This window comes from Cobetia sp. UIB-001 (assembly GCF_044789135.1).
In the GTDB taxonomy this organism is placed as follows: Bacteria; Pseudomonadota; Gammaproteobacteria; order Pseudomonadales; family Halomonadaceae; genus Cobetia; species Cobetia amphilecti.
In genome coordinates this window covers 270,457-295,884 of record NZ_CP058244.1, presented here as the reverse complement: position 1 = coordinate 295,884, position 25,428 = coordinate 270,457, and the positions used below count along the sequence as shown (strand labels likewise).

Below are 25,428 nucleotides of genomic sequence, written 5' to 3'. Positions count from 1 at the left end.
GCAGCACTGAGGACGGAAAAGACGTGCGCCGAGCGTAGCTGGCTCGGCGCACGGGAATATTCTAGACACACGACTGCCGCGCGACGAGTCTCCTCGCGGCGCGGCAGTGTGGTAATGCATGCACCCTGCTGCTGGCGTCTCGCGCCGTCAGGCGATGCGTGAACTGCGCTCCAGACGTACGGGCACCGCCTTGGAGGATGGCGTGCCGGTATCAGCGCCGTGGCTTTCCAATGCGACCAGCACGTTGGTTTCCGGATAGTAGGCCCCGATGCAACCGGCCGGGATGTCGTACTCGACCAGACGGAACTGCGGCGCACGTCGCTCGCTGCCGTCCGGACGCGGCTCGCCGAGCATGTCGACCCAATCACCGTCGGCCAGCCCCAGCCGCGCCAGGTCGTCACCATTGATGAAGATCACCCGCCGCTGACCCGACACGCCACGATAGCGGTCGTTGTAGCCGTAGACGGTGGTGTTGTACTGATCGTGGCTGCGCATGGTCTGCAGCGTCAGCCAGCCGTCACGCCGCGCCAGCTGTTGATGCATCACCGACTCCGGCAGCGGCATGTGCGAGAACTCGGCCAGGCCGCTGGAGGTCGGGAAGGCAAGCTCGCGCACCGGATTGGCGAGGTGGAAGCCGCGCTTGTGTGCCAGCCGTGCATTGAAGTCCGCGAAGCCGGGAATGACCGCCGCGATCTCGTCACGGATCAGGTCATAGTTCTCGCTCAGGGCCTGCCAATCGACCGGATCACTGCCCCCTCGCGCCGGCAGCACGCGCGCCAGAGTGGCACGCGCGATCGCCGCGATGATGCCGGGCTCGGAGCGCAACTCAGGGCTGGCCGGCGCCTTGATGCCGGCGCTGGAGTGCACCATCGACATCGAGTCCTCGACGCTGATGTGCTGGGAAGCCACCTGTGAGGAGCGATCGATCTCGCTGCGCCCGAGACACGGCAGAATCAGCGCATCGGTCTGCTTGCCCATCACCAGATGACTGCGATTGAGCTTGGTGCTGATCTGGACGTTGAGCTCGAGGTTGCGCATCGCGGCCTCGGTCCGCTCGCTGTCCGGCGTGGCACGCGTGAAGTTGCCGCCCAGCGCGATGAAGGTCTTCGCCTTGCCCTGCTCCAGCGCCGCCAAGCTCTCCACGGTGTTGTAGCCCGGCGCACGCGGCATGCTGACGCCGTAGCGCGCTTCCAGTGCATCGATCAGCCAGGCGGGCGCCTTCTCGTCGATGCCCATGGTGCGATCGCCCTGGACGTTGGAATGGCCACGCACCGGACAGGCCCCGGCACCGGGGCGACCGAAGTGCCCGCCGAGCAACAGCAGATTGACGATCTCGCGCACACTCTCGACGGCATGCAGATGCTGGGTGATGCCCATCGCCCAGGTGCAGATGACGTTGCCGGCACTGGCGAAGATGGCGGCCGCCTCCTCGAGCTGAGCGCGCGTCAGGCCGGACTGGCCCTCGAGGGTTGCCCACTCGGTCGCCTCGACCAGCGCCTGCCAGGCCTCGACGCCGCGGGTATGCGCTTCGATGAAGCTGGCGGCGCGCGTGAATTCGCCCCGCGCCTCCATCGCGAACAGCGCCTTGGCCATGCCACGCACCGCCGCCATGTCGCCGCCCATGCGTGGCTGGTAATAGCGATGGCTGATGGGCTGGCTGGAGAGGGTCATCATCTCCAGCGGCGACTGCGGATCGGCAAAGCGCTCCAGCCCCCGCTCACGCAGCGGATTGAAGCTGACGATGCGCGCGCCACGCCGTGAGGCGCGCCGCAGATCGCCCAGCATGCGCGGGTGATTGGTGCCGGGGTTCTGACCGAACACGAAGATGGCATCCGCGTGCTCGAAGTCCTCCAGCAGCACCGTGCCCTTGCCGACGCCGAGGCTCGCCTTCATGCCGACGCCGCTGGCCTCGTGGCACATGTTGGAGCAGTCGGGGAAGTTGTTGGTACCGAACAGACGCACGAAAAGCTGGTAGAGATAGGCCGCCTCGTTGCTGGCACGCCCCGAGGTATAGAACAGCGCCTTATCCGGCGACGTCAGCGCGCTGAGGTGCTCGGCGACAAGCTCGAAGGCCGCGTCCCAGCTGATCGGCATATAGCGATCACTGGCCGCGTCGTAGCGCATCGGTTCGGTCAGACGCCCCTGATCCTCGAGCATGAAGTCGTCCCAGCCCAGCAGCTCCGTGACGGTGTGCTGAGCGAAGAAGCGCGGCGTGACCCGCTTGGCGGTCACTTCCCAGGCCACCGCCTTGGCGCCGTTCTCGCAGAATTCGAAGGAGGAGCCGTGTTCCGGGTCTCCCCAGGCACAGCCGGGGCAGTCGAAGCCCTTGTCCTGATTGGCCTTGAGCAGGGAGCGCACGCTCTTCCACGGCGCCCTGGAGTGACTGACATGCTGGCCGACGCTCTTGAGTGCGCCCCAGCCACCCGCCGGCCCGGAATAGGCGGCAATGCGCGGATGACGCGTCTGTTGCGCATCCTCGCGGGGCAGGCTGGCAGACGCAGGCGTCTCGATCTCGGGGGCAGCAATGTCGGTCATGTCAGGATCCACTGGCTAGGATGAACGGGGGCGATCAGCGTGACCGCTGAGCAATTCGAGTCGACGCCCGCGGTGGGCACAGATCAGATTGAGGTCGCAGGCGCGGGCGGTCTCGACGGCGAGTCGCGAGGGCACCGCCAGGGTAACCAGGGTCGGAATGCGCGCACGGATGGTCTTCTGCACCAGCTCCAGGCTGCAGCGGCTCGACACCAGCAACGCCTCGGGCCACACACCGCTGTCGAGGCTCATGCCGATCACGCGGTCCAGCGCATTGTGGCGACCGATATCGGCGCCCTGCGAGATCAGACCGCCTTCGGCGTCCAACCCCAGCGCCAGATGCATGCCGCGGCGCGTGGCGCGCTCCAGGCGCTCCAATCCGCGCATCAACGCATCGGGCGCCAGCGCTGCCCGTGGCGGCAGACGCATGAGTCCCGCCATCAGCTCCGCTTCGTCCTGCACGCCACAGGCGCCGCAGCTCGAGACACTGCTCTCACGCCGCTGATGACGCTCGGCCTTGCGCGCCAGCGAGTCACTGACCTCAAGGCGCACCGCCAGCCCATGACGCAGCCGCGAGAGATGGATCGCCGAGACCTCGTCACGCCGCGTGATCCAGCCCGCGGTGAAGGCATGCCCCAGCGCCAGCGGCTCAAGGGCCTCTGGACTGGCCAGCAAGGTGCCCATCGCGGTGTCATTGAGCGCCAGACTCACCGGCAGCTCCGATGGGCCATCCAGCTCGCGCAGCGGCACCTCGCGGGCATCCGCGTAGCCTGCAGCGCCTGGCGCCTGTTGATAGAGCGAATCTTTCATTACGGCTCTCCGTGGCGCAGATGTGTGGCGAGAATGGTGCACGCAACCCTCACCCGACCTCTGCGCAATATGGGAATATCCTACCGCCATGCCATGAGAGCGACCAATTGAGCCGAGCCGCCAATTGATAGACACCGCCAATGAAGATGACGTCCAGCCGGTGACAGGCATGCGGGCCATCGCGGTGGGCGAGAAATTCGCGCGCGAGTCGCGTAAAATGCGTCGCCGACCCTTGAGGGTGCTCCTGCTGTCGCGCTATCACCCGCCCGCCGGCCGCTCTCATCTCTCGATCATCCTGCTCCGGATTTACGTTCCGGCCCGCATGAGGACCTTCGCATGACCGACACGCCCGACCTGACCACCGCGTCTGATCAGGCCAGCGCCCCGCAGCTGACCAGCACGTCTGCCTCCGCCCGCCCCAGCCCGCTGGCGCCGCAGCATGTGGTCTGCGCGCTCTACAAGTTCGTCACCCTCGAGGACTTCGAGGCGCTGCGCGACCCACTGCTGGCGGTGATGAACGAGCACGCCATCCGCGGCACCCTGCTGCTGGCCCGCGAAGGCATCAACGGCACCGTGTCCGGCTCACGCGCGGGCATCGATGCGCTGCTCGCCTGGCTGACCAGCGACCCGCGCCTGGCCGAGCTCGACACCAAGCAGTCACTGGCCGAGCAGGCGCCCTTCCTGCGCGCCAAGGTCAAGCTCAAGCGCGAGATCGTCACCATGGGCGTCGAGGGCATCGATCCGCGTCACACCGTCGGGACCTATGTGGAGCCGAAGGACTGGAATGCGCTGATCTCCGATCCTGAAGTGCTGCTGATCGACACGCGCAATGACTATGAAGTGGAAGTGGGGACCTTCGCCGGTGCCGTCAACCCGAACACCACTGCCTTCCGTGATTTCCCGGACTACGTCTCGCGCGAGCTGGACCCGACACAGCACCGCAAGGTGGCGATGTTCTGCACCGGCGGCATCCGCTGCGAGAAGTCCACGGCCTATCTCAAGGAGCAGGGCTTCGATGAGGTCTATCACCTCAAGGGCGGTATCCTGAAGTATCTGGAAGAGGTGCCCGAGGAAGAGACGCTGTGGCAGGGCGAGTGCTTCGTGTTCGATGAGCGCGTCACCGTCGACCATCAGCTGCGCCCTGGCCAGTACGATCAGTGCCATGCCTGCCGCCTGCCGATCACCGAGGAAGACAAGCAGAGCGAGCGCTACCAGAAAGGCGTCAGCTGCCCACGTTGCTACGACAAGCTGAGCGACGCCCAGAAGGCGCGCTTCGCCGAACGCGAGAACCAGATTCGCCTCGCCAGAGAACGTGGCGAAGCCCACCTGGGCATGGACGCCGTCGCCCAGATGCAGGCGCGACGCGATGCCAAGCAGCAGCAGCGTGAAGCCGCCCGCCGCGCCGCGCTGGAAGCCAGCAAGAAGGCCAGCGAGAAGTCCGGCAAGTAGATCTGCCAATAGACCTGCAAGAAAGCCCGGCATAGAAAGCCCAGCAAGAAGAGCTGATAGCAGCCAACGCCGCTTTCGCTACCCGAACACCCCGTCTCGACGGGGTGTTCTGCGTTGCAGGCTCACTCAATCGGCCACACCCGCCGAGTGAGGCAGCGAACGCAGCAGTTCCAGCACGGCATTCAGCCGTCGGCTACGCTGCTGTCCACTGCGCCACAACAGCCCGACCGTCTCGCCCTCGCCGGGCAGTCGACGCGCGATCAGCCCTTCACCAAGCCGCGAATCGGCCAGGTTCTCCGCCAGCACGCTGACTCCCAGGCCAGCCTCCAGCATCACGCCGAGGCCGGAAATCGAATTGGCCTCCAACAAGGGCGAGGGCTGCAGGCCCAGCAGCTCGAACTGCTGATTGAGGCGCCGCCGCTGCTGCATCTCCGGCGTCAGCAACACCAGCGGATAGTCGCGCAGGCACTCCCACTGCGGCGCGTCGGGCAGGCGGAAATGCGCCTGACTGGCGATCAGCGCCGAATGCTCCTGATAGAGCGGCCGACAGGCGAAGCCGCTCATGGCCGGCGCCGCAGGGTAGCCGACCGCGAGATCCAGCTCGCCATCCTCGAGCCCCTGGGCCAGCGATGAGGTCGACAGCTCGCGCAGGCGCAGCGAGAGCTGCGGGAAGGCCTCGCGCAGCCGCGGCAGAAACTCGCCGACCGCCGCCAGCGCCGACGGCACCACGCCCAGTGACAGGCGGCCGGTCAGCACCGCGTCCGGTGACAGGTCTCCCTTCAGCTCATCCAGCTCGGCGAGAATGCGCCGTGCGTGGGTCAGCACGCGCTCCCCTTCCGGGGTGAAGCCCTCGAAGCGGTGGCCGCGCAGTATCAGCGCCGTGCCCAGCTCCTCCTCGAGCTGCTTGAGGCGCGCCGACAGCGTCGGCTGGGTGACATGACAGACCCGCGCTGCGCGACCGAAATGGCGCTCACTGGCCAGCGCGACCAGAAAACTCAACTGTCGATGATCCATGTCGGGCCCTTGGCTCGCGGTGGCGGGAGTGACGTACGCTGGGGGCGCATGCCGTCAGCGCTATGATGACGCAAGGCAGCCCGTCAGTCAGCACGCCTGCATGTCTGGCGATCAGACACGAAAACGCCCGGCGCGATGGCCGGGCGTTGGATATCACCACTATCCAGGCGTCGCTTATTGAGCAGCGTCCTGGACAGCTTCGCCAGCATGCTCGACATCCTGGCCGGCACCGTCAACGGTGTTGCAGCCGGAAAGCGCTGCCAGAGTGAAGAAAGAGGCGAAGATGAGTGCAATGGTGCGGGACATGGTCATGCTCCTTGCGGTAGTGAATATCGAGAAATCTCGTAAAGACGCCAGTGCCTGCGCCTCTACCCTCATACCTTGGGCCGCCCCATGGGCTTTCAAGGGGTGAGATTCATGTTTTGTTCACTCGCCGCCCATGTCATGGACAGTGCCATCAACTGGCCGATTCCTCGATGGAACCCCCAAGGTGTTCGAGATCTTCCCCGAAACCTTCCACGGTATTGCAGCCACCCAACAGCAGGCCGAACAGCAGCGCGGTGCCAGTCATCATCATGAATCGTCGCATGGGCATTCCTCTCTCTCGGGCAATCAGCTGGCGGCGTTGTCGATCGAACCGCCCAGATGCTCCAGGTCCTTGCCGAAACCGGCCACGGTATTGCAGCCGGCCAGACTCACACTGGCCACCAACAGGGCAGCCACCATCAAACGCGTCATTCTCATCACTTCTCTTCCTGATCAACGGCCAATGAAGGTGAGACACCCTCACTGACCGAAGGTGCCAATCCTCAACGATTTACCAGCAGAATCTTGCCCAGCGCCTCGCCGGACTCCAGCAGCTCATGCGCCTTGGCGACGTCACGGAAGCTGAACTGGTGCTCGTCGAGCAGCGGACGTACCGCACCGGCCTCCAGCATCTCGCTCAGGGCGTTGAGCAGTTCCGGCTGGTCGTCCATGCCGATACCGGTCAGCAGCGGTACCGAGCGGAAGATGACGTGCAGCGACAGGTTCTTGGAGTGCAGCTGGGTCAGGTCGTGGGTCGAGCGGGTATTGATGGAGCACAGACGACCGGAGGTCGCGGTGGCCTCGATGGAGCGATCCAGGTTGTCGCCACCGACGGTGTCGAAGACCAGATCGAAGCCACGCCCGGAGGTCAGGCGCGTCAAGTAGTCCGCGACCGCTTCCTCGCGGTAGTTGATGATCTCGTCGGCGCCCAGCTGGCGTGCCAGGTCCGCCTTGGCTTCGCTGGACACGGTGGTGGTGACATGCGCGCCGAGATACTTGGCGATCTGTACCGCGACATGGCCGACGCCGCCGGTGCCGGCGTGGATCAGCACGTGCTCGCCTTCCTTGATCTGACCGCGTGATGCCAGTGCCGTCCAGGCCGTCAGGAATACCAGCGGCAAGGCCGCACACTCTTCCAGCGTCAGCGCCGCCAGGCTCGGGCGCTTCACGATCACACGGGTGTCGGCGATCATGTAGTCCGCCAGAGCGCCCTGCCAGCCCTTCACGCCACCGGCACAACCCAGCACTTCATCCCCGACGGAGAAGTCCGATACGCCTTCGCCGACGGCATCGATCACCCCGGAGACATCGCCATTGAGAATGGCCGGGAATTCCGGGTGCGACTTGACCAGCCCTCTGCGCAGCTTGGTCTCGATGGGGTTGATGCTGGAAGCCGTCACCTTGATACGCACCTGCCCCCGCGCCGGTGTCGGGGTCTCCAGTTCGCGCTCGACGAACACTTCGGGACCGCCGTACTGCTCGATGACCATGGCTTGCATGAGGAAAGACTCCTGAACGATGAAGGAAGAGACGCCATAGCCGGGCTCGGCGCCATCATGAATAGGGGGTGAGCGGCGTGCCGGAGTGCCGACAGGACAGACTGGCATTTCGCTCAGATTACCGCGAGCTTACTCCGTGTCTAACATAAGGTCAGCATCAGCTCAGCATCAGGTCAGCGCCAGCTTGAGCACGATGATGAAGATGACCGCGACCGTCAGCCATTTCACCCAACGCGCCCCTGCCGGCCCCATGTTGACCCGCGCGCCGAGGAAGGCGCCGCTCATGTTGCCGACCGCCAGCACCAGACCGTAGGCCCAGCGCACCTGACCATCGAACACGAACACCGCCAGCGCCGGCAGGGTATACATCAACACGATGAAGACCTTGAAGACGTTGACCTGGGTCAGGTCGATCTTGAGCAGCCGGTAGAGCACCACGATGAACAGCACGCCGACACCGACCTGAATGAAGCCACCATAAATGCCGATGCCGAACATCGCCAGCAACACCACGGGCGTGATGCGCTCCGGCGTCAGTTCACGGGTGTCGATGCGTGGCGTCGGCAGCAGCATCATGATCGAACACACCACCATCACCACGATCAGGACGCTCTCGAAGGCCTCGGCACTGATGCGGGTCGCCAGCCAGGCCCCCAGCATGGCGCCTGCCACGGCGGGCACGGCCAGCCGCCAGGCCACCCCCATGTTGTGTGCGCCCGCCTTGAGGAAGGTGCTGGTCGCGGTCGCACTCTGCAACGCGATCGCCACGCGGTTGGTGGCATTGGCCTGCGCAGGCGGCAGGCCGAGAAACATCAGCAATGGCAGCGTCAGCATCGAGCCACCCGCCGACAGCACATTGATGAAACCGGCCACGCCACCCAGTGCGATCAGCGCCACTACGCTGATCAGATCAAGGCCGCTGGTCAGCCCTGCAACATCCGACATCATGCCGACATTCCTTGTCCCGCCATCCTGTTGAGTGAAGACGCCCGCGGCAGACATGCCCCAGAGCGCGCGATGCCCGACACACCACCCTCGCGACTGAGCGGGGGAAAGTGATGCCGGGCATCGTTCATAGCATATCGCGACGCGTCACGCCTGCTTCAGCCACATCGGCTGACGCGTCTGGCGCTCATCCGACACGCCTGGCTCAGTGCGCCAGCGCTTCCTGCCGGCCACTCTGACGCACGCTGTAGGTCAGCACGCCCAGGAAGATGACCAGGCCTGCGAGGTCGTAGGTCAGCTGACCATGCGGCCACAGCATCAGCGCACCGAGCGGGAACATCGCCAGACGCAGCCACCAGGGCAGCTCGTGCTCCAGATAGCCTTCCAGGCCCGCGACGATGGCGTAGATCCCGAACAGCGCGAACACGAACACCGTCAGCATCTCGCCGATGTCACCGGAGATCAGCGGGCTCCAGGCGAACAGCAGCGGCACGATGTAGAGGCCCTTGGCGATCTTCCAGGCCATCAGGCCGGTCTTCATCGGCGGTGTGCGGGCGATCGCGGCTGCCGCGAAGGCGGTCAGGCAGACCGGCGGTGTGACGTTGGAATCCTGGGACAGCCAGAAGATGATCATGTGCGCACTCACCAGCGCCATGGTCAGCACGTGCGGCGACAGCGCCTGCTCATACAGCTGGCTCTGGAAGGTATCCGGCACCAGTGCCAGCAGTTCGCGGGCGGCGTCCATGCTCATCGGCGCGCCCAGCAGGTCCAGCTTGTCCGGTGCAGCCAGCATGAAGATGGCCTTGGCCTGCTCCGGCAGGTTGCCCGCCGCCAGCAGATCCACCAGCTGGGAATGGGCGATCAGGTTGTAGAGCGCCGGGGCGGACAGCGTGCCCAGCACGATATAGGACGCCGTCACCGGCAGGCCCATGCCCAGAATCAATGACGCCAGCGCGATCAGGATGATGGTGATCAGCAGACTGCCACCCGCCCAGTCGGTGATCATCAGCGAGAAGGTGTTGCCGATACCGGTGGTGGAGACGACGTTGACGATCAGGCCGACGGTGATCAGCAGGATCGCCGTGGTGGTCATGTTGCGCACCCCGGCCAGCATCGCCTCGATGATGTCACCGAGCTTCATCGGATTCTTCGACAGCCACGAGGCCGCGATGACGGACAGGATCGCGATGCCGGCGGCGTAGGTCGGCGTGAAGCCGTAGATCAGCGCGCCGACCAGCACGAACAGCGGTGCCAGATAGTGCCAGCCATCCTTGAGCACGTCCTTGAGACGCGGGCCCTGCGGGTCATCCAGCGCCGTGGCGTCGGAGCGCTTGGCCTCGATGCGCACGAACATGGCCACCGACAGGAAGTAGAGCAGCGCCGGCAAGGCGGCCACGCCGACGATGGTCAGGTACGGCACCTGGGTGTAGGACGCCATGATGAAGGCGCCCGCGCCCATCACCGGCGGCATCAGCTGGCCACCGGTCGAGGCGGCGGCCTCGACGCCTGCCGCGAAGCGCGCCGGGAAGCCGGCACGGCGCATCAGCGGAATCGTGATCACGCCGGTGGAGACGGTGTTGGCGACACTCGAGCCGGACACCGAGCCCATCAGGCCGGAGGCGAACACCGCCACGAAGCCCGGGCCACCCTTGAAGCGACCCGCCGCGCAGCGCGCCAGATCGATGATGAAGTCACCCGCGCCGGACTTGACCAGGAAGGCCCCGAACAGGATGAACATGAACACGTAGGACCAGGAGATGCGTGCGATGGAGCCCAGCATCCCTTCGCCGCCGATGAAGCTTCTGAACAGCACCGTCTCCCAGGTCAGGCCCGGGAAGTTGAACACGCCACCGACATACTTGCCCCACCAGGCCACGTAGGTCAGCGCGATCAGACACAGCACCGGGATGAACCAGCCGGTGGTGCGACGCGCGAACTCGAGGATCAGGCCGACCGCGACGATGGAGACCACCCAGTCCGCGGTGGAGAACACCACGCCGCGGTCATAGAGCGCATCCTCGAAGCCGATCAGGTAGAGGCCGCAACCCAGTGCCGCCAGCCCCAGCATGACATCCACGCCCAGCACCCAGCGCTTGGCACCATCACTGGCCGGCGTCAGCATCGGAATGGTCAGCGCGCACAGCAGACCGAACAGGCCGTAGTGCAAGGCGCTCACCCACAGCTCCGACAGGGTCGAGACGGTGTTGAAGTACAGGTGCGCCAGACAGATGACGATGGAGATCACGAAGACGGCACGCCCCAGCCAGGGCAGCTCCATGCGCCACGGCGCAGCTTCGGCGGATTCGTCGCGCACACCGGAGAGATCCGGCTCCTGCGCTTCGCTATCAGTGGGACGAGAGGGCTCTGGCGAGCGGGAATCATGCATGGCGTTGCCTCAAAACGGGATCAGACAGCGATGGCGCAGCGGCGACTTGCGTCACCATGCGCCCGGGCTTGCGAGGAGAATACGGGCTTCTACAGCAATCAATCGTGGGCACTGCTCTGGTCCTGCGCCTCACCTTGCCCACGCGGGGCAGTGTCATGGCGCCGGACCGGCGGTGGTTTATTGGTCTGGGAAACTGCGCTGCCCTCACCGCCGCCAGAGGCGAGCGATGAGGGCAGCGGGAACATCAGGTATGGATCACTCGGCGATCAGGCGCGCCGGAATCTCGATGCCCTGCTCCTTGAAGTAACGTGCGGCACCCGGGTGCAGCGGCAGCGGCAGGCCCGCGATGGCCTTGTCGAGGGCCATGGCCTTGGTGGCCGGGTGGATGTTGTTCAGGAACGGCAGGTTCTCGTACATGGTCTTGGTGATCTGATAGACGTCTTCTTCGGAGACATCGTCACGCACCACCAGGATGTTCGGCTGGGCGATGGTGTTGATCGCCTCGTCCTGACCCGGGTAGGTGCCAGCGGCGATTTCGTACGGAGTCCACAGCTCGAACTGGGAGTTGACCTTGGCCAGCTGCTCTTCGGTGAAGTCCAGCGTGGTGATCTCGCCGCCCAGGTTGGCGTAGGCACGAGTCACGGCGGAGGCCGGTGCGCCGGCCGGAATGTTCATGCCGTCGATGTTGCCGTTCTGCATCGCGTCGGCGCTCGGGCCATAGCCCATGTAGGCCAGATCCATCTTGTCGGCATCGATGCCCAGCTGCTCGAGGATGAAGCGACCCGAGCCTTCGGTACCGGAGTTCTTCTTGCCGATGGAGAAGCTCTTGCCGTAGAAGTTGGTCATGTCCTCGATGGTGCCGGACTTGACCTCATCATTGCGGGCCACGAAGTGCTCGACGTTCTGCCACAGCATCGAGATGCTGCGCAGGTTCTTGTGCGCCTTGTTGACCGGCGGGGTGCCATTCCATGCCCAGGCGCCGTAGAGGCCCTGGATGATGCCGAACTGGGCCTGGTCCTCTTCCATCAGCTTGAGGTTCTCGCCGGAGCCGGCAGAGGAGATCGCGGACACGGAGATGCCGGCGGTCGGCTCGAGCTTGACCTTGATCAGCGTGGAGAGTGCCACGCCGACCGGGTAGAAGGTGCCACCGGTGGTGGCGGTACCCATGATGTACTTGCCTTCCGCCTGAGCCACGGCACTGAGACCAAGAGAGGCTGCGATGGCGAGACCGAGACCGGCCTTGAGGAACTGACGCTTTTGCATGGAGTGACTCCTTGGCGAACCTGCCGGGCGCAGGTTGAGCATTCTTGTAATGTGGGTAGGCAGACGGACATTGCGGCTGAGCAGGCTCTGGCCCTGGGCGGTGCTGGCCATGTCGCGACCGACAATGCGCAAGGTAGTCCTCTTTTGCGTGGGGCGTTCGTTGCGAGCCTCTGCTTCAGCGTAGGAAGAAGGTTAGCAACTGTCCGCGCGGCGCGGTATTTGGCGATGGGGGCATTGCGCAGCCTCCACAGCGCGCACGGGCAATCCGCAAAGTGGCAGGATTCTGCCGATCTGGTCACACTGAGGGCATTCGCGGGCGTTCACGCCAGGGAGTCCGCCACGATTCGGGTTACCCTTTGCCCTCGACTCACGCCCGCCCTGCTCCATCCGATCAAGGAGAGACGATGACCCCCTTCAGCCTTCACCCGCAGCTGGACGCCGACACCCACTTCGTGGCCGACCTGCCGCTGTGCACCGTGCGCCTGATGAACGATGCGCGCTATCCGTGGCTGGTACTGATTCCGCGCCGCGATGCCATCCGCGAGATCTACGAGCTGGACAGCAGCGCCCAGCAGCAGCTGTGGCAGGAAACCACCCAACTGGGCGAGCTGCTGATGACGGTAAGCGGCGGCGAGAAGCTCAATATCGGCGCACTGGGCAACATGGTGCCGCAGCTGCACATGCACGTGATCGCCCGCCGCAGCGATGATGCAGCCTGGCCAGGGCCGGTGTGGGGCGTCGGCACGGCAGAGCCCCACGACAGCGAAGCGCTGACGGTGCTGGTCGACACCCTGCGCATGAAGATCGCCGAGCTGCCGAGCTATTCCTACTGACAGCACCACCTGCGCTTTCACGGACACTGCCATCTACAAGAACGGGGCCCAATGGGCCCCGTTCTTGTAGATGGCAGGTAGTGTGTAGCAGGTAACTAGGGCGGCACCGCAGACCTCACTCGTGGCCTGAGATCTGCCCTGACGACCGCGGGCCCAGAGGGCTCTGGAGGGAGGTGCCCGGCGCCGAGCGATCGAAGGGCGAGGCGCCGCGACCGGTGGGAGAATCCAGCGCCTTGAGACTGCTGGCGACCAGCAAAGCGCCAAAGACCGTGATGATGATGCCGCCGAGCAGCCCGACCAGTGCCGCCCACGGCCACTGACGGCGCGCGCGGCCGTTTGAGTGCGGCCCACCCAGGCGCGAGCCGGCCGCCGCCAGGCGTCCGCTGGCCTTCATGATCAAGGTGGCCATCGCCACGCTGCCCACCGTCAGCGCGGTGCCCAATGACATCGCCAGCACCGCCAGTACCCCGCTGCCGACCATGTTCAGCGCCAGCGCGGCCAGCAAGACCAGAATCGCGCCGGAACACGGCCGCAGGCCGATCGCCAGCACCGCCATGCCCATGGTGCGCCAGTCGCCACTGGCCTGCTCCGCGGTCACGCCATGCGCATGGCCGCAACCGCAGTCATGCCCGTGTGAATGAGCGTGGCCGTGAGAGTGGGAGTGAGAGTGGGAGTGAGAATGTGAGTGGTCGTGGCCAGGCGACGGCTCGAACGCCAGCCCCTGCATCGCTGGCGCCTGCGGCGCTCCCACGCTAGAGGCAGGCTGTGCTCTGACAACACGCCATAGCGTGCGAGCGGCGCGCCACAGCAGCAACAGCCCCAGCACCAGCACCCCGAGATGACTGAGCAGGGTGACCTTCTCGACCTGTCCGAGCACATCGCGCCCCGCCCAGTCGAGCAGCCCCGCCCCGAGGCCGACCAGCACCAGCGCACTGACGCCCTGCAGCAAGGCCGCCAGCAACGACAGCCACAGCGCACGGCGCCGAACGATGGGCTGGCTGACCAGCAGCGTACTGATCACGACCTTGCCATGCCCGGGGCCCGCGGCATGCAGCACGCCATAGGCGAAGGACAGCCCGATCAGCGCCCAGGGCGTGCCGGGATGGGCGGCAAGTTCACTCATGGCGCGCCCCAGCGAGCGCTGGAAACGCGATTGCTCGGCAAAGATCCACCCCAGCGCCTCGCCCCAGCCCTGCACCAGGCTTGGCCAGAGCGCCATGCCCAGCACAAGCAGCCCGCAGCCGACCGCCAGCCAGCCGGCCAGTCGCCGCCCCCGCGACGAGGCCGGCTTCAGCAGGCCATCACGCATGCCCTTGAGGCTCTTGATATCGCCAAGCCCGCTGGTGTCCTTCGGCTCACTGCTCATCAGCCACCTCACAGCTGACACTGCCGACCTCGGCGAAGTACTGGCCGAGATCCATCGGTGCGGTGGCGTTGATATCCAGCATCGAGGCCTCGGCGACCTTGGACGGGTCCGGGTCGGCCGGCGTGATGCCCGGCGTGCAGCTCAGCGCCGAGTCCTGCCCTTCCAGCCCGCTCACCACCAGCCCTTGCTGCACGGCGATGGCATCCGGGTCATGCAGAATCTCGATGTAATAGGTGGGGTCATAGATGCGATAACTGAGGGTGTGGCCAGCCATCGCGACCGGCTCGGCCAGCGGCAGCTCCATCTGGAAGGCGACACGCTCACCCTTGAGCCAGGTGGTCTGGCGCGTCGCCTTGCCAAGCGCCACGGGTTCGCCGTCCAGCGTGACATGGGTGTAGTAATCGAACTGCGACAGATTGGCCAGAATCTCGCTGCCCAGCACATCGAGGCGCTGTTCCATGCTGGTATCGTCCTCGAGCGCGGCCAGCTCCTGACGCAGCGTCAGGCTGTAGAAGGGGTCGAGCAGCCAATACTGGCGCATCGCGACGGCCCGCCCCTGGTCATCGAGGCGCAGCGTCACCCGCAGATCGACCCAGCCGTGCGGATGCGCGGCGGCGGGCTGACTGGCCACCAGGGTGCCCAGCATCAACAACGGTGTCAGCCAGACTGCGGGGCGCAGGCTGTGACGAGACGGGAAACGCGCCAGCGCGGACGACAGCGCCGCCACCAGGCGATGAACAGCAACAGACATCGGGAAACTCCGGCAGAACGTCACGGGGACGACAGGAAGGGATTGGCAGGATGTTACTTCATGACAAAACGGGCGGCATCCCGACGCAGCCCGAGGACATCTTCGACAGGCTTTGATGGCGGTCAGTTCGCCGAATCATCATGGCCATGGCGAAAGTCTTCTCGGCGCAGCCCGTATTTGTGCATCTTGAGATTGAGCGTACGCCGCGGCAGCGCCAGCTCCTCCAGCACCTGAGCGATGTTGCCGCGTGCGCGGGTCAAGGCGGCGCGAATCAAGGTCGACTCGAACATCGCCACCTGTGCCGCCAGCCCATGCTCCTCGCTGCTCGCCAGTGCCTCGTCGCTCGCCCCATTGCCGGCCTCGCCTGCGTCCTCCTCCGCTGAGGCATTGCCCAGCGCGGATGACTGCCGCGTTATGGGCGATTCCCCCAGCACCACGCGGCGACTGGCGGCCTGGCGCAGCTGCCACAGATTGCCCGGCCAGTCCGCCGCCATCAATGCGGCCAGCTCACCGCTGGCGAAGGGTTGCGCCTCCACCTCATGCACCTCGGCGGCCTGACGACTGAAATGCGCCATCAGCAACGGGATGTCCTCGCGCCGCTCGCGCAGGGCGGGTGTCGTCAGTTCGATCTCGGCCAGTGCATGCCCCAGGGTGCGCGTCAGCGGCCCGCTTGCCATCACGTCGCCCACGCTGCACTGCGCGCTGCACACCAGCCGTGGCGCCAGTCGGGCGCCGTCCTCACGCGCGGCGATCCAGCCTTCCAGCCACTGCCATTGCGCGCCACTCAGGTGATCCACCTCATGCAGCAGCAAGGTATTGGCCGCAGGACATGCCGCGAGCGCATCCTCGATCGCGCCCGCCAATGCCTCCGCGCCCTCTGCCCTGGCTTGCGACAGGGGCGCGCATTCCACTCGCGCCAGCAAGGCCGTCGCCGCCGTCGACATGGCAGCAGATGAGGCCGACGCGTCGGCAGGCGGCGCATGCTCGGCCAGTGCCAGCGCCAGAGTGCTGCGCCCGCTGCCCGCCTCGCCGCTGATCCAGACCCGCGCAGGATGTCCGCGCAATTCAAGCAGTCGCTCACGCAGCTGGCGAATCTGACGGCTCTCGCCCCGCAGCAGACCACTGAGGCCGCGCACGCTCAAGCGGCGGCGCAGGCGTTGGTTTTCATCACTCAGACGCCGCCCCGCCAGCGCCTGACGCAGCTTGAGCTCCAGCGCTTCGGGGTCAAACGGCTTCTCGATGAAATCGCGTGCGCCGCCCTGCATCGCGGCAACGGCCGTGGCGACATCGCCGTGCCCGGTCATCATCAGCACCGGCAGCTCCGGCGCCTTTAGCGCAAGCCGCGCCAGCAGCGTCAGGCCATCCATGCCCGGCATGCGGATATCGCTGATCACCACGCTGACCGGCTCAGCGGCGGCCAAGGCTTCCAACAGCGCCTCGGCGCGCGAGAAGCAGCGCAGGTGGATCTCGGCCAGCTCCAGCCACTGGGCGAGAGATTCGCGCACCGCCGGATCATCATCCACCAGCCATACCGGCGCCTCGCGGGTCAGATCGCTGTCCTGCTGCAGGCGCAGCTCTGCCGGGTCCAGGCCCGTGGCGGCAAACTCCTCTGCGCCCTCGAAGCCATCGCTGTCGTGCGTATAGCCTGTCATTCGTGCGTATACCCCGTCATGTCACGGATTGCTGCCCGCTGCCTTGTGGTTCGGTGCCGTCGGCTGCATGCGTTGCCTCCGACGCCGGCGTGCGTAGCCACAATTCGAAGCAGGCGCCGCCCAGCGCAGAGCCCTCAGCCAGCGAAGAGCCCTCAGCCAGCGAGGAGCCCTCGGCCGGTTCAGACACTGAAGAGCCCTCAGCCAGCGAGGAGCCATCAGCCAGCAAGGAGCCCTCAGCCGGTTCAGACACAGAAGCGCCATCGGCCAGACGCAGCTGGCCACCGAGATCGCGCGCCAGGCCATAACTCAGAAACAGCCCCATTCCCATGCCTTCGCCGACCTCACGCGTGGTGGTGAAAGGATCGAACAGCGTGTCACGCAGCGCAGGGTCGATGCCGGGGCCGTTGTCCTCGATGCGCAGACATCCGCCCGGCTGCCCCTCAAGGCTGGCCACTGCCGGCCAGGCCTGCCAACTGAGGCGCAGTCGCGGGGCCGTGCGCTTGTCGCTCTGCTGATCGGCCTGCTGTGCTCTCTGCTGCCCTTCCAGCGCATCGAGCGCATTGCGGATCAGGTTGGTCAGCAACTGCTCGAGACGCACCTGTTCGCCCATCACGATGATGTCCCGGGGCAACGCGTCCCGCTCCACCGTCAGGTCGAGGGCGGTGACTCGCTCGGCGAGCAGTTCCAGCGCGAAGTCGATGCGCGGCGCCAGCGCCAGGGCAACGGGCGCCTGCTGACTGGCCGGACGCACGAAGACGCGCAGCTGGCGAATCATGTCCGCCAGGCGCTCGGACAGCTCACTGATGCGCGTGAAGTTGCTGGCGGCGGATTCGGCGGCACGCGCGGTCAGCTCGGGGCGCGTTGCGGCGGAGGCGATGCCCCGCGCCAGCAGTTTGCCGCCGCTGCCGGCGTAGGTGCGAATACCGACCAGCGGCTGATTGAGCTCATGGGCGATACCGGCCGCCATGGTGCCCAGCGCGGCCAGCTTGCCGGCCTGCACCAGCTCGTCACGCGTGGCCTCGAGTTCGCGCGAGCGCTGGGCGACCCGCTCCTCGAGGCGCTCGTTGATCTCGCGCATCATCAGCGCTTCGCGCCGAATCAGTCCCAGACGCGCCTGACGCTCGCGCATCCACAGCGCCATCATCGCCAGCCCCAGAATCACGGCGAGCCCGACCAGCACCACATTGCGCGCCTGGATATAGAGTGGCCGCAGCGGCATCAGAAAATGCAGCTGCCAGCCCAGCGGCCCGCTGGCCAGCGACTCATCCAGATAGCGCTGGCCCATCGCCGCCGTCGGCAGCCGCGCGATCTCCGACGCCGCCAGCTCATGGTTGTCGCCCAGCACCAGACTGCCGTCCTCCAGCTCCCGCGACAGTGGTGTCAGCGGCGCCCCGCGAAACTGCTGCTGTGCCCGAATGCTGTCCAGCGCCTGCGGTTCGATCGCCTCCAGCGCGCGATACTTCCAGTTACGCCGCGAGGCCAGCAGCACGATGCGATTGGCATCGGCGAGCAGCACCGTCTCTCCCGCCTGGCGCCAGGTATCCTCCAGCGCCTCCAGCGAGACCTTGACCACCATGACGCCCAGCGGCTGACCCTCGGCCCCGAGTACCGGCGCCGAGACGAAATAGCCGGGGCGCCCGGTGGTATTGCCGACGGCGAAGAACTCGCCGCGCCCGCGCGCCAGGGCATCGATGAAGTAGGGCCGGTAGTCGTAGCGATAGCCGACGAAGCTGTCTGGCTCATCGAAGTTGCTCGCGGCCACGGTCATGCCGTCGCGGTCGGTCAGGAAGATGGCCGCCGCGCCGGAGGCACGCGCGACACGCCGCAGGTGCTGGTTGAGATCACTGCTCGAACCGAGGGGAGCGGCGGCACTGGCGGCGTCGCGTTCGTCTGAGGGGATAACAGGCGCCGTTGCCGCAGGCGGAACGCCCTGCTCGCCAAGGGCGATACGCACACGGGCCTGGCGCGCCAGCAATTCCGGCAGCCACTGGAAGCGCGACAACTCGGCATTCAGCGTGCTGGCGTAGAAATTCAGGCGAGTCGCGGCGTGCTGGCGGGCATCACGCTCACCGCGCGCCAGCTCCCAGTGCCAGAGAGCAAACAAGGCCATCAGCCCGGCCAGCAGGCTGGCCGAGAGTGCCAGCCAGGCCAGACGCCGACGGCGCAGCGCACTCAGCGTCATGGGCCATCACACCGCGCAAGCGCGGGCTCGACCGGGCTCCGGCACTGCCCGCCGGCGAAGTGGTGGGCAAGGCCAAAGAGGCGACGCCGAGGGCCGCCTCGTGGGGTTGCCATGCGTGGGGTTGCCATGCGCGGGGCGGTCACGGCGCGCCGATCACCGGCACGGTGCGCGCATCCAGGGCCACGGCGACCTCCACCAGCAGGTTGTCGAGGCGGCCCGGCGCGATATCGGCACCATTGCTGTCACCGCTCACGCTGAGACGAATCTGGCCGTTGACCTCGCTCACCCAGGCTTCCAGCGCCAGCGGCGGCCGGGCAGCGTAGCTGGCATCGAGACGCTCGAGGTCCGGGTCTGCGCGCTCGATGATGAAGCCACGCTCCGCCAGCGTCGTCAGCAGGGTGACGAAGACCTGCTGGGAGGTCAGGGTGCCGCTGTTGGGGGCGATCACCGCGGTGCGCGAGTCCGGCGCATGGGTCGGCTGATTCATGCAGCCACCCAGCACCAGCAGGCCGGCGAGCAGCGTCACGAGCCCCAGACGTTGCCACAGCGAGCGTGGAGATGCCTTGCGCATGTTCATCAGCGAACCTCCCGTGGATCACGACCCGCCAGCGCAGCCTGCAGCTGACGCTCGATCTGGCGGCAGCTGTCGCTGTCATTGTGAGGGCGGGCATCGATGACGTAGCCGCCCTGATTGATGACCTGCTCATCGCGGATCACGCGCACGCGCTCATCCGGCGCGACCAGCGAGATGCGCTCGAAGCTGATCGGGTCCTCGCGGAAGGTGTCATTGCCGACGCCCACGCCGAAATCATTGCCCGCCGCGACGCCATAGCCCACCGAGAAGCCGATGCGCGAGCCGAAGGGCCCATCGATCGCGCCCAGGCCCGGCTGGTCCACCTTGCGCTCACCCGTCACCACGCCCAGCGCCTGTTCGCTCTCGCGGATCTTGTAGCCACGGGCCTCGACGACCTGCGCCGCGGCACGCAACCACTGATTGGCATCGCCCTCACGCGGGAAGATGCAGGCTTCGGGCAGGCCAGCGCTGTCATTCGCGGCCAGCGGGTCCTTGCCGGACAGGGCCGAGCAGCCGCTCAGCAGCACCAGCCCCACTGCGAGCAGTGTCATGCGCGGCAGGCGCGAGCGCGCTGACGGGTCAGCCACGTCCGGCCGTGCGGAAAATTCGGGAAGTCGATGGAGCATGCGAACGTCTCCGGTCAGCCACTTGAGCCGGCGCGGCATCACGATTTTCACACCATGAGACACACCAGAGGCACTAGACTGACACATAAGTCTTGTAGGGTTTCTGCATAATTATGGTATCGAGACAGCGGGATACCCTGGATGCAGGAAGCCTCATCTTAGCGCCCAGCCATGCCAGCGCCTACCGTATCCAGCACCCGACAATGCAAGCCAAGAGCTTACCGCCATTGCCATTTCGCACGATGATCACGCAACGCCAGCGCTGCCAGGGCCGCTCGCTCGGCGCGCAAACCGCCGGTCAGCGCGCGCAACACTGGTTACATATGGAAACGATATCGCGCGGACAACTCACGACGCTACAGGTTCAATAAGTTACCATTATCGACGAATAGGCAATCAGGGAGAGAAATTTATGTCAGAAAATGCCGACCAGCCCACGGTCGCCAAGATCAACCCGCCAGTCTTCTTCGGCTCCGCCGTGGTGATTCTGGCGTTCGTGATCTTTACGGTCGCCATGCCGGATACCGCGCAGACCGCCTTCGGTCATGTCCAGACCTGGATCATCGACACCGTCGGCTGGTTCTACCTGCTGGCCATGGGCGTGTTCGTGATCTTCACGCTGGGTCTCGCCTTCTCGAGCTATGGCGACATCAAGCTGGGGCCAGACCATTCCGAGCCTGATTTCAGCTACGGCTCCTGGTTCGCGATGCTGTTCTCCGCGGGCATGGGCATCGGCCTGATGTTCTACGGCGTCGCCGAGCCTGTCTTCCACTTCACTGCGCCTCCGGTCGGCGATGCCGGCACCGTCGAGGCCGCGCGTGAAGCCATGAAGACCACCTTCTTCCACTGGGGCATCCACGCCTGGGGCGTCTATGCCGTGGTGGCGCTGGCGCTGGCCTACTTCAGCTTCCGCCACAACCTGCCGCTGCGCATCAGCTCTGCGCTGTATCCGCTGATCGGCAAGCGCATCCATGGCCCGATCGGCCACGCCGTCGATATCTTCGCCGTCTTCGGCACCATGTTCGGGGTCGCGACTTCGCTGGGTCTGGGCGTGCTGCAGGTCAGCTCCGGTCTGCATTATCTGTTCGATATCGACAACGACCTGACCACCCAGATCATCCTGATCGCCATCATCACCTGTCTGGCGACCGTTTCCGTGGTCATGGGTCTGGACGGCGGCATCCGTCGTCTCTCCGAGCTGAACCTTGGCCTGGCACTGGCGCTGATGCTGTTCGTGCTGTGCGTGGGTCCGACCATCTTCCTGCTGCAGACGCTGATCCAGAACATCGGTGGCTACCTCAGCGAAGTGGTCGACAAGACCTTCAACATGTTCGCCTATATCCCCGAAGATGGCCCGTCCAAGTGGCTGGGTGGCTGGACCCTGTTCTACTGGGGCTGGTGGATCGCGTGGTCCCCGTTCGTGGGCATGTTCATCGCACGCGTCTCGCGTGGCCGCACCATCCGTGAATTCGTCTACGGCGTACTGTTCGTGCCGATGGGCTTCACCTTCCTGTGGCTGACCTTCTTCGGCGACAGCGCCCTGCACATGCTGCTGACCGATACCGCGGGCAACCTGGCAGAAGCGGTCTCCGCCGATGCGTCCGTGGCACTGTTCAAGTTCCTGGAGCTGTTCCCGTTCGGTAGCATCACCTCCATGCTGGCCACCCTGCTGGTGGTGACCTTCTTCGTCACTTCCTCGGATTCCGGCTCGCTGGTCATCGACATGCTGACCTCCAAGGAAGGTGATGAATCTCCGGTCTGGCAGCGTGTCTTCTGGGCCTTCTCCGAAGGTTTCGTCGCCGTGGCGCTGCTGTTGGCAGGTGGTCTGGGCGCGCTGCAGACCGCCTCGCTGGCCTCTGCCCTGCCGTTCGCGATCATCCTGATGTTCGTCTGCTATGGCCTGCTCAAGGCACTGCGTCTCGAGGGCGTCAAGCAACGCTCCATGCAGCACCTGAGCAACACGCCGGGCCACACCGCCGGTGGCGCACGCAGCTGGCAGAAGCGCGTCCAGACCCTGGTCGAGACGCCGCGCCAGAAGAACGTCGAGCAGTACCTGATCAACACCGTCACGCCGGCACTGGCGGATGTCGCGAAGGAATTCGAGGCCCAAGGCCTGGATACGCGCGTCAATGACGAGGAAGACCGCAGCTATCTGCAGGTCAGCCACGGCGAGGAAGTCGACTTCGTCTACGGTGTGCGGGTGCGCGAATACGCAGCACCGGCCTTCGCGCTGCGCAACGTCAAGCGCAAGGGCACCAGCGACGTGGAACGCCATTACCGCGCCGAGGTCTTCCTGCGTGAAGGTGGCCAGACCTATGACGTCATGGGTTACACCAAGGAGCAGGTGATCGGCGACGTGCTGGACCAGTACGAGAAGCACATGCACTTCCTGCACATGGCGCGCAACTGACGCCTGAGCGTTGCAGAAGCGATGACAGCTGATGACATGGCTGTCGCAAAGGCCCCGCCCCGTGCGGGGCCTTTGCGTATGTGGCCGATATCAGAATGTCCGAGCCGACGACATTGGCTGCAATATCCGTGTGCGACCTTGAAAACCGCGTGCGCGCACCACATCTCTCACCAAGCATTCATCTACGGCTTGAGGGTGGTGCGCCGGCGACGATAGGGGTGGCCGATGAGGGCGATACAGTGAATTCGTTACCCTGCATCCCGCCCAGCCTCTACACTGGTGGCATACTGGCAGCACGGCTCGCCACCTGCATCTCCACTTTCCCCACAATGCCGTTCACTTCACATTTTTCAGGAGAGTCTTCATGTCCAACGATACCAATGCCATCGGCCTGCACACTGCCAGCGCCACTCAGCTGGCCGAGCACCTCAACATCCTGCTGGCCAACTACCAGACCTTCTACATGAATGCCCGTGGTTACCACTGGAACGTGAAGGGCAACCAGTTCTTCGAGCTGCACGTGAAGTTCGAGGAAACCTACACCGACCTGCTGACCAAGGTCGACGAGATCGCCGAGCGTATCCTGACTCTGGGTCACGAGCCGCTGCACGCCTACAGTGACTACGCGCGTGTCGCCACCATCAAGGAAGACACCCACGTCAGCGACGGCACGGCTTGCGTCAAGGGCCTGCTGACCGGTTACAAGTCCCTGATCGAACTGCAGCGCGAGATCATGTCCGTCGCGTCTGACGCCGATGATGAAGGTACCGCTTCACTGGTCGGTGACTACATCCGCGAGCAGGAAAAGACCGTGTGGATGCTGTCCGCCTACCTGGGCGAGTAAGCGCTCAAGCCAATGCAGCGCCAGGACATGGCAGCGCGAATCTCTGATGTTGCTCCTGTCTGACGCTGTACTTGACTGACACTGGGCCGCGAGGCATTCGCGCAGTGTGAACGCCGCCTTTCGACCCTGCACACGCGGGACTCGAAAGGCGGCGTTGTCATGTGGCCATGAAGGCCCGCCAGATACCGACCAGGAGGGTTGCATGTCACTGCCGCTGACACGTCTGCTACGCAAGCTGCTGCATGTGGCTGCCAAGCCCATGCGCCACGCCCAGGGCAAGGATGGCTACGTCATTCACGCCTATCGTGGCTACGGCTCGCACAGCGAAGCCTTTCTGATGGGGCGCATCTTCCGCCAGCCCGGCTCCCGCAGCCAGCTGGCTCCCGGCGCCGGGCGCGACCTGATGGATGTCGGTCGCCGCATGCTGCGCTGGGGCAAGAGCGGCGTCGAGGTAGAGGTCGCGCTGGGGGACAACCGCACCACCGCCATCACCGACCGCGATGGCTACTTCAGCGTGCATCTGCCGCTCGATGAGCCGCTGGAACACCAGGGGCAGTGGCATACCGCCCGCATCACCGCGTGTCCGCCGAAGCAGCCCCCGGTGGAGGGCGAGGCGCAGGTCTATCTGCCGCCCATCAGTACACGCCTCGGGGTGATCAGCGATATCGACGACACCGTGATGTACACCGGTGTCGCCAACAAGCTCAAGATGCTTTACCGCCTGTTCATCGAGTCCGCCGAGCGGCGCACCGCCTTCCCCGGCGTGGCCGCGCTCTATCAGGCGCTTCATGAGGGTGATGACGGCCAGCAGCAGCGCCCGCTGCTCTATGTATCGCGTGGCCCGTGGAGCATCTACGAGATGCTGGAGGTCTTCTTCCAGCACAACCGCATTCCGGTCGGGCCGATCCTGTTCCTGCGCGAGTGGGGGCTGACGCTGCAACGCCCGCTGCCCAGACGCTCCGAAGACCACAAGCAGGCGCTGATCGAGAAGATGCTCGGCCTGTATGACGAGATGCAGTTCCTGCTCATCGGCGACAGCGGCCAGCATGACCCGGAAGTCTACGCCGAGGTCGTGCGCCGCTATCCCGGTCGCATCTGCGCGATCTACATTCGCCAGATAGGTGATTCGGACTCGCGCAAGGCCGAGCTGGACCGGCTCGGCGAGGAGCTGGCCGCCCTCGGCTGCGTGATGCTGTTGAGCACCGACAGCCTCGACATGGCGCACCACGCGCATGCCAACGGCTACATCGATGCCGCCAGCGTCGAGATGGTACGTGCCGAGATCGAGCATCAACTCGCCGACGAGCCGGCCTGAGCGCCTCGCTAGCCAGCGGATAGATAGCTGGCAACACAACGCAAGACGGAGACCCCAGGGTCTCCGTCTTGCGTTGTGTGCGACTGATATGAGCCTCACCGAACGACTCTGCCGCATGACGGCCTCAGGCGATGCGTGAGCGAATCAGCTGATCGAGCGACAGACGTCCCGGGCCCTGCAGTACCAGCACCAGCAGGCTGGACAACCACAGGCCATGAGTGACCCAGGCTTCCGGATACACGAATAGCTGAATGGTCAGTGTCATGAGGGCCAGTCCCAGTGCCGCGAAGCGCGTCCCCAGCCCCAGCCACAGCATCAGCGGGAAGAGGTGCTCGGCGATGGTCGCCAGCCAGGCGGCCAGCACTGGCGACACCAGCGGCAGGCCATATTCATACTCGAACAGAAAGAAGGTGCTCTCCTTGATCGTGAAGCCATCGACCTTGGTCTGCGCTGACATGAAGAATACCGCGCCGACGATGATGCGCATCAGGATCAGCACCGCATCCATGCGCAGGTTTTCCAGCCAGACGAACACTTTCAGGACCTGCCTCGCCATACCGGTACGAACCGCAGGCGTCGTTGATGATTCAAGGCTCATGATGAGGCCTCCTCAAGGGTGCGCCAGGGCGCTAAAAAGGGGAATGAACGGCTTGTAATGACCTGCTTGATGC

General features: G+C 65.3%; 22 protein-coding genes. 5 read left to right on the top strand and 17 right to left on the bottom strand.

Annotated features, from left to right (window positions below; translation table 11 throughout):
• Positions 1-147: 147 nt before the first annotated feature.
• Both HA399_RS01335 and HA399_RS01330 read right to left on the bottom strand, forming a co-directional pair.
• A complete protein-coding gene (locus HA399_RS01335) occupies positions 148-2,535 on the bottom strand; it encodes an FdhF/YdeP family oxidoreductase (protein WP_404325779.1) in 2,388 nt (795 codons plus the stop codon).
• Between the two features lie 15 nt (positions 2,536-2,550).
• Positions 2,551-3,342, bottom strand: a complete 792-nt coding sequence (locus HA399_RS01330) for a formate dehydrogenase accessory sulfurtransferase FdhD (protein ID WP_404325777.1) — start codon at positions 3,340-3,342, stop codon at positions 2,551-2,553.
• 336 nt (positions 3,343-3,678) lie between these two features.
• Between HA399_RS01330 and HA399_RS01325 the strand changes: the two genes are divergently transcribed.
• A complete protein-coding gene (locus HA399_RS01325; protein ID WP_404325775.1) occupies positions 3,679-4,791 on the top strand; it encodes a rhodanese-related sulfurtransferase in 1,113 nt (370 codons plus the stop codon).
• A gap of 126 nt (positions 4,792-4,917) precedes the next feature.
• Here HA399_RS01325 and HA399_RS01320 read toward each other — a convergent pair whose 3' ends face one another.
• From HA399_RS01320 to HA399_RS01285, 8 genes are all read right to left on the bottom strand, one after another.
• Positions 4,918-5,805: a LysR family transcriptional regulator gene (locus HA399_RS01320; RefSeq protein ID WP_317292537.1), complete on the bottom strand. Its 888-nt coding sequence runs from the start codon at positions 5,803-5,805 to the stop codon at positions 4,918-4,920.
• Between the two features lie 174 nt (positions 5,806-5,979).
• Positions 5,980-6,111 carry an entericidin A/B family lipoprotein gene (locus HA399_RS01315; RefSeq protein WP_043333217.1) on the bottom strand — a complete coding sequence of 44 codons (132 nt, stop codon included), beginning with the start codon at positions 6,109-6,111 and terminating at the stop codon, positions 5,980-5,982.
• Between the two features lie 151 nt (positions 6,112-6,262).
• Complete coding sequence (locus tag HA399_RS01310) at positions 6,263-6,394, bottom strand: entericidin A/B family lipoprotein (protein WP_107335644.1); 132 nt, start codon at positions 6,392-6,394, stop codon at positions 6,263-6,265.
• A gap of 23 nt (positions 6,395-6,417) precedes the next feature.
• Complete coding sequence (locus HA399_RS01305) at positions 6,418-6,549, bottom strand: entericidin A/B family lipoprotein (protein ID WP_084589348.1); 132 nt, start codon at positions 6,547-6,549, stop codon at positions 6,418-6,420.
• A gap of 65 nt (positions 6,550-6,614) precedes the next feature.
• On the bottom strand, positions 6,615-7,610 hold the full coding sequence (locus tag HA399_RS01300; protein ID WP_404325773.1) for a zinc-dependent alcohol dehydrogenase family protein: 996 nt from the start codon (positions 7,608-7,610) through the stop codon (positions 6,615-6,617).
• A 168-nt stretch (positions 7,611-7,778) separates the two neighbouring features.
• Positions 7,779-8,558, bottom strand: coding sequence for a sulfite exporter TauE/SafE family protein (locus tag HA399_RS01295; RefSeq protein WP_404325771.1), 780 nt, complete (start codon positions 8,556-8,558; stop codon positions 7,779-7,781).
• Positions 8,559-8,760: 202 nt separating this feature from the next.
• The gene (locus HA399_RS01290; RefSeq protein ID WP_152965327.1) at positions 8,761-10,833 is read right to left on the bottom strand and encodes a TRAP transporter permease; all 2,073 of its coding nucleotides are present in this window, start codon (positions 10,831-10,833) and stop codon (positions 8,761-8,763) included.
• Between the two features lie 363 nt (positions 10,834-11,196).
• On the bottom strand, positions 11,197-12,204 hold the full coding sequence (locus tag HA399_RS01285; RefSeq protein ID WP_404325770.1) for a TAXI family TRAP transporter solute-binding subunit: 1,008 nt from the start codon (positions 12,202-12,204) through the stop codon (positions 11,197-11,199).
• Between the two features lie 404 nt (positions 12,205-12,608).
• Here HA399_RS01285 and HA399_RS01280 point away from each other — a divergent pair, with 404 nt between their 5' ends.
• Complete coding sequence (locus tag HA399_RS01280) at positions 12,609-13,037, top strand: HIT domain-containing protein (RefSeq protein ID WP_054555248.1); 429 nt, start codon at positions 12,609-12,611, stop codon at positions 13,035-13,037.
• Positions 13,038-13,152: 115 nt separating this feature from the next.
• Here HA399_RS01280 and HA399_RS01275 read toward each other — a convergent pair whose 3' ends face one another.
• The 6 genes from HA399_RS01275 to HA399_RS01250 all read right to left on the bottom strand — a co-directional run bounded on the left by HA399_RS01275 (position 13,153) and on the right by HA399_RS01250 (position 20,188).
• The gene (locus HA399_RS01275; RefSeq protein ID WP_404325769.1) at positions 13,153-14,403 is read right to left on the bottom strand and encodes a nickel/cobalt transporter; all 1,251 of its coding nucleotides are present in this window, start codon (positions 14,401-14,403) and stop codon (positions 13,153-13,155) included.
• Positions 14,393-15,154: a DUF1007 family protein gene (locus HA399_RS01270; protein WP_084589350.1), complete on the bottom strand. Its 762-nt coding sequence runs from the start codon at positions 15,152-15,154 to the stop codon at positions 14,393-14,395. The genes HA399_RS01275 and HA399_RS01270 overlap by 11 nt, the downstream gene beginning before the upstream one ends.
• A 122-nt stretch (positions 15,155-15,276) precedes the next feature.
• The gene (locus HA399_RS01265) at positions 15,277-16,806 is read right to left on the bottom strand and encodes a sigma-54-dependent transcriptional regulator (RefSeq protein ID WP_404325767.1); all 1,530 of its coding nucleotides are present in this window, start codon (positions 16,804-16,806) and stop codon (positions 15,277-15,279) included.
• Between the two features lie 16 nt (positions 16,807-16,822).
• Positions 16,823-18,988 carry an ATP-binding protein gene (locus HA399_RS01260; RefSeq protein WP_404325766.1) on the bottom strand — a complete coding sequence of 722 codons (2,166 nt, stop codon included), beginning with the start codon at positions 18,986-18,988 and terminating at the stop codon, positions 16,823-16,825.
• A gap of 139 nt (positions 18,989-19,127) precedes the next feature.
• Positions 19,128-19,565 (bottom strand): hypothetical protein, encoded by a 438-nt coding sequence (locus HA399_RS01255; RefSeq protein WP_216060180.1) that lies wholly within the window; start codon positions 19,563-19,565, stop codon positions 19,128-19,130.
• Positions 19,565-20,188: a hypothetical protein gene (locus HA399_RS01250; RefSeq protein WP_404325764.1), complete on the bottom strand. Its 624-nt coding sequence runs from the start codon at positions 20,186-20,188 to the stop codon at positions 19,565-19,567. The genes HA399_RS01255 and HA399_RS01250 overlap by 1 nt, the downstream gene beginning before the upstream one ends.
• 412 nt (positions 20,189-20,600) lie before the next feature.
• Here HA399_RS01250 and HA399_RS01245 point away from each other — a divergent pair, with 412 nt between their 5' ends.
• The 3 genes from HA399_RS01245 (at position 20,601) to HA399_RS01235 (ending at position 24,757) form a co-directional block, all read left to right on the top strand.
• Positions 20,601-22,598, top strand: coding sequence for a BCCT family transporter (locus tag HA399_RS01245; protein ID WP_404325762.1), 1,998 nt, complete (start codon positions 20,601-20,603; stop codon positions 22,596-22,598).
• A gap of 364 nt (positions 22,599-22,962) precedes the next feature.
• Complete coding sequence (locus HA399_RS01240) at positions 22,963-23,442, top strand: Dps family protein (protein WP_043333228.1); 480 nt, start codon at positions 22,963-22,965, stop codon at positions 23,440-23,442.
• A 202-nt stretch (positions 23,443-23,644) separates the two neighbouring features.
• A complete protein-coding gene (locus tag HA399_RS01235; protein ID WP_054555243.1) occupies positions 23,645-24,757 on the top strand; it encodes an App1 family protein in 1,113 nt (370 codons plus the stop codon).
• Between the two features lie 124 nt (positions 24,758-24,881).
• Here HA399_RS01235 and HA399_RS01230 read toward each other — a convergent pair whose 3' ends face one another.
• The gene (locus tag HA399_RS01230; RefSeq protein ID WP_404325761.1) at positions 24,882-25,355 is read right to left on the bottom strand and encodes a DoxX family protein; all 474 of its coding nucleotides are present in this window, start codon (positions 25,353-25,355) and stop codon (positions 24,882-24,884) included.
• Between the last annotated feature and the right edge of the window lie 73 nt (positions 25,356-25,428).